Origin of the sequence: Streptomyces katrae, assembly GCF_000966975.1 — a bacterium.
GTDB classification, from domain to species: domain Bacteria; phylum Actinomycetota; class Actinomycetes; order Streptomycetales; family Streptomycetaceae; genus Streptomyces; species Streptomyces katrae.
In genome coordinates, this window is record NZ_JZWV01001275.1 from 1 (window position 1) to 4562 (window position 4562).

2 protein-coding genes and 2 pseudogenes are annotated in these 4562 nt (G+C 77.0%); all 4 read right to left on the reverse strand.

Going from position 1 to position 4562, the window contains the following annotated elements:
• Window positions 1-67: 67 nt before the first annotated feature.
• Window positions 68-877 carry an HpcH/HpaI aldolase/citrate lyase family protein gene (locus VR44_RS36120; RefSeq protein ID WP_045951890.1) on the reverse strand — a complete coding sequence of 270 codons (810 nt, stop codon included), beginning with the start codon at window positions 875-877 and terminating at the stop codon, window positions 68-70.
• Complete coding sequence (locus tag VR44_RS36125; RefSeq protein ID WP_045951891.1) at window positions 874-2049, reverse strand: CaiB/BaiF CoA transferase family protein; 1176 nt, start codon at window positions 2047-2049, stop codon at window positions 874-876. The genes VR44_RS36120 and VR44_RS36125 overlap by 4 nt, the downstream gene beginning before the upstream one ends.
• Before the next feature lie 98 nt (window positions 2050-2147).
• Window positions 2148-2902 (reverse strand): annotated as a pseudogene (locus VR44_RS36130) (ribokinase).
• Window positions 2899-4283 (reverse strand): annotated as a pseudogene (locus tag VR44_RS36135) (ADP-ribosylglycohydrolase family protein). The pseudogenes VR44_RS36130 and VR44_RS36135 overlap by 4 nt, the downstream one beginning before the upstream one ends.
• Between the last annotated feature and the right edge of the window lie 279 nt (window positions 4284-4562).

Below are 4562 nucleotides of genomic sequence, written 5' to 3' on the forward strand. Positions count from 1 at the left end.
AGGAGTGGGGTCCGGGGCGGAGTCCCGGGGAACGGGCGAAGGGCGGGTAGGGGACGGCCCCGCAGGGCTACCGGGGGCGCCGCGCGAGCGACAGGGTGCGGTGGGCCGCCGCCACGACCGCGGGGTCGACGAAGCGGCCGTCCGGGAGGGCGAGGGCCCCCGGCGCGGCCCGGGCGGCCGAGACGATCTCCTCCGCCGCGGTGACCTCCTCCGGCCCCGGGAGGAACGCCCGCTCGATCACCGGCAGCTGCCGCGGATGGATCGCCGCCCGCCCCAGGAACCCCAGCGACCGCCCCCGCGCACAGGAGGCGGCCAGGGCCTCCAGGTCCCGGATGTCCGGGAACACCGACTGCGCGGGCGGCGCCAGCCCGGCGGCCCGGGCGGCCACGACCACCCTGGAACGCGGCCAGTCGAGCCCGCCCTCCGCACACACCCCGAGGTCGGCGCAGAGGTCCGCCTCGCCCAGGGTCAGCCCCTGCAGGGAAGGGTGCGCGCGGGCGATCTCGTACGCCCGTTCCACCCCCAGCGCGGACTCCAGCAGCGCGTACAGCGCCACCCCGCCCGTCCGGTCCGCGACCCGGACGATCTGCTCCGGGGCGTCGACCTTCGGCAGCCGCAGCCCCGCCAGCCCGTGCAGGCGGGCGAGGGCGGTGAGGTCGGCGCCCGCCCAGGGGGAGCCCAGCGCGTTCACCCGGACGTGGACCGGCACCGGCGGCCGTTCGGTGAGCAGCTCGGCGGTGGCGGCGCGGGCGTACTCCTTGCGGGAGGCCGACACCGAGTCCTCCAGGTCCACGATCACGGCGTCCGCCCCGCAGCGCAGGGCCTTCTCCACCACCGCCGGGCGGTCCCCGGGGGCGTAAAGCCAGGTCAGGATCACAACGCACCCTCCGTGCGCAGAGCGGCGATCTCGGCCCGGGTCAGGCCGAGTTCGGTCAGGACGGCTTCGGTGTCCGCCCCGTGCGGGCGCCCCGCCCAGCGGATCGCCCCGGGGGTCTCCGACAGCCTGAAGAGGACGTTCTGCATCCGCAGCGGGCCGAGTTCGGGGTCCTCGACCTCGGTGACGGTGTCGAGGGCCGCGAACTGCGGGTCGGCCAGCACGTCCCGTACGTCGTAGACCAGGGCGACGGCTGCCTCGGCCGCCTCGAAGGCGGTGACCACCTCCTCCGCCTTGTGGTGGGCGATCCAGCCGCCGACCGCCTCGTCGAGGAGGTGCGTGTGCGCGGCCCGGCCCGTCCCGGTCGCGAACCAGGGCTCGTCGGCCAGCTCGGGGCGCCCGACGAGGCGGACCACCCGCTCGGCGATGGACTGCGCCGACGCGGACACCGCCAGCCAGCGGCCGTCCGCGCTGCGGTAGGTGTTGCGCGGGGCGTTGTTCGCGGAGCGGTTGCCGGTGCGGGGCTGGACGTAGCCGAGCTGGTCGTACCAGAGCGGGTGCGGGCCCAGCACGGTGAGGATCGGCTCGATGATCGCCAGGTCGACCACCTGCCCCCGCCCGGTCCGCTCCCGTCCGGCGAGCGCGGTCATCACGGCGTACGCGCAGGTCAGCGCGGCGATGGAGTCGGCCAGGCCGAAGGGGGGCAGGGTCGGCGGGCCGTCGGGCTCGCCGGTGATCGAGGCGAAGCCGCTCATGGCCTCGGCGAGCGTGCCGAAGCCGGGGCGGCGGGCGTACGGGCCCTGCTGGCCGAAGGCCGTGACCCGGGCCAGGACGAGGCGGGGGTTGGCCGCCGAGAGCTCGGGCCAGCCCAGGCCCCACTTCTCCAGGGTGCCGGGGCGGAAGTTCTCGACCACGACGTCGGCGGTGGCGGCCAGCCGCAGCAGGGTGTCCCGGCCGCCGGGCGTGGACAGGTCGAGGGTGATCGTGCGCTTGTTCCGCCCGAGCAGCTTCCACCACAGCCCGATCCCGTCCTTGGCGGGCCCGTGCCCGCGCGAGGGGTCGGGCCGCCCGGGGTGCTCCACCTTGACCACCTCGGCCCCGAAGTCCCCGAGCAGGGTGGCGGCCAGCGGCCCGGCGAAGAGCGTGGCCAGATCCAGCACCCGCAGCCCCGCCAGGGGTCCGGTCCCCGGGCCGGGGGCGGTGCGGTCGGGTGCCTCGGGCCGGGCCGGCGGGCCGGCGGCGCGGCCGTCGTCGGGGGCGGGGCCGGCGGGACTCACGGGGTGGCCCCGTCACCGGCCAGGGCGGCGGCGTCCGTCTCCGTGCGCGTCGGCATCGAGGACTGCGCCCCGGCCCGCTGCACCGACAGGGACGCCGCCACCGAGGCCCAGCGCAGCGCCTCCGGCACCGGCCGGCCCTCGCCGAGGGCCACCGCGAGCGCCCCCACGAAGGTGTCACCGGCCGCGGTGGTGTCCACGGCCCGTACCCGGGGCGCCGGCACGGTCAGCGGCTCCCGCCCCCGGGCCGCGTACAGGGAGCCCGCCGCACCCAGGGTGATCACCACTTCCGGCACCGCCCGCAGCAGCACCTCGGCGGCCCGGTGCGGGTCCGTGAGCCCGGTCAGGGCGGCGGCCTCGTGCTCGTTGGGGACCAGCAGGTCGGTGGCGGCGGCTCCAGGCCGGTGACACGGCCGTTGGCGCCGGGGATGACGATGATGCTGTTGGCGCCCTCGTCGTCCACGGTGATGTGGGCCGTGCCGCTGGCGCCCTCGACGGTGCGCAGGGCGGAGGTCTCCACCCCCGCCCCGGAGAGGGCGGCCCGCAGCCGGACGCCGAACTCGTCCGCGCCGACCGCCCCGATCATCGTCACCTCCCCGCCGAGGCGGGCGGCGGCCACCGCCTGGTTGGCGCCCTTGCCGCCGGGGACGGTGCGGAACTCCCGTCCGGTGACGGTCTCCCCGGGGTTGGGTGCCTTGGGGACGTAGGCGACGAGGTCCATGTTCGTACTGCCGAGCACGGCGATGGCCGTCATGGTCGGGCTGCCTCCTGGGCGGTGAGGTGGGCGAGGGCGTCGAAGCCGATGCCGTCGAAACCGGTGATGGTGGTGGAGAGACGGTTCTTGAGGGGCGCCGTCCACCGCTCCGGGATCCGGTCGGGGGAGCCGGCCAGCAGCCCGGCGACCGAGCCGGCGGTGGCGCCGTTGGAATCGGTGTCCCAGCCGCCGGACACCGCCGCGCACACGGAGCGGGTGAAGTCCCCGTCGGCGTGGGTGAGGGCGGCCGCGATCAGGGCGGTGTTGGGCAGGGCGTGCACCCAGTGGTAGCCGCCGTAGCGGGCGTGCAGCAGGTCCACCACCCGCTCGAAGTCGCCCTCCGCGCGGGCGGTGCGGATCCCGAAGCGGACGGCCTCGGCGAGGCGCGAGCGGGGCGGTACGACGGCCAGCCCGGCCCGCAGCGCGCCGTGCACGTCGGCCCGGCCGGAGGCGGCCTCCGCGAGGGTCGCGGCGGCGAAGAGGGCGGCGTGGACGCCGGTCGCGGTGTGGCTGAGGACGGCGTCCCGCCAGGCCTGTTCGGCGGCGGCGGCCGGGTCGCCGGGGTTGGTCCAGCCGTGGACGTCGGCGCGGATGAGGGCGCCGATCCACTCGCGGAAGGGGTTGTGGTGGGTGGCGGTGAGCGGGGGCTCCAGGCCCAGGAGCAGGTTGCGGTACGCGATCCGCTCGGCGGTGAAGGCCCGGCCGGCCGGGAGCTCGTCGAGCCAGAGGCGCGCGAGGTCGGCGGTGGCGAAGCGTTTGCCGTGGCGCTGGAGGAGCAGCAGGCCGAGGAGGGGGTGGTCGAGGTCGTCGTCCTCGGGGGTGCCGTCGATGTTCTCGGCGAGGGAGTTCGCGGCGGACCGGCGGTTCCACGGGTACGCGGCGAGCACCTCCTGGGGGACGCCGCGGGCGGTGAACCAGTCGTCGAGCGGCCAGTTCCCGGAGGCCCGGGCCAGCGCCCGGATCCCGCAGAGCGGCAGCTTCTCGACGGGCTTCCCCAGCACGCACCCCACGGCCCGCCCCACCCAGGCGGCCTCCAGCCGCAGACAAAGCCGGCCGTCGACGGCCTCGCCCCTGGCCCTGGCCACGGTGCCGGTCTCGGCTCTCGCCCCGGTCGCGGCTCGGGCTCCGGTTCCGGTCTCGGCCGCAGCCGGGCTCCCGGTTCCGGCCCTGGCCCTGGTCTCAGTCCCGGCCACGGCCCCGCCTCCGGCTCCGGCCCCGGCCCTGGTCTCGGTTCCGGTCTCGGTTCCGGTCTCGGTTTCGGTCTCGGTTCCGGTCCCGGTGCCGGCCCCGGTTCCGGCCCTGGCCCTGGCCCTGGCCACGGTCCCGGCCCTGGTCTCGGCCCCGGTCTTGGTCCCGGCCCCACCTCCGCCTCCGGCTCCAGCCCCGGCCCTGGTCTCGGTCCCGGTCTCGGCCCCGGCCCTGGTCTCGGTTTCGGTCCCGGTTCCGGCCCCGGTCGCGGTCGCGGTTCCGGCCCCGGCTCCGGTGCCGGTCTCGGTTCCGGCCCCGGTCTCGGTTTCGGCCCCGGCCCTGGTCTCCGTTCCGGGCGGTGGCCAGGTCGCCCGGATGGCGGGCCAGGCCGTGGGTTCGTCGGGGGCCGAGGGGACCGGGAGGGCGGCGAGTTCGTCCAGGAGGCGGGTGGCGAGGGCGCGGAGTTCCGGTC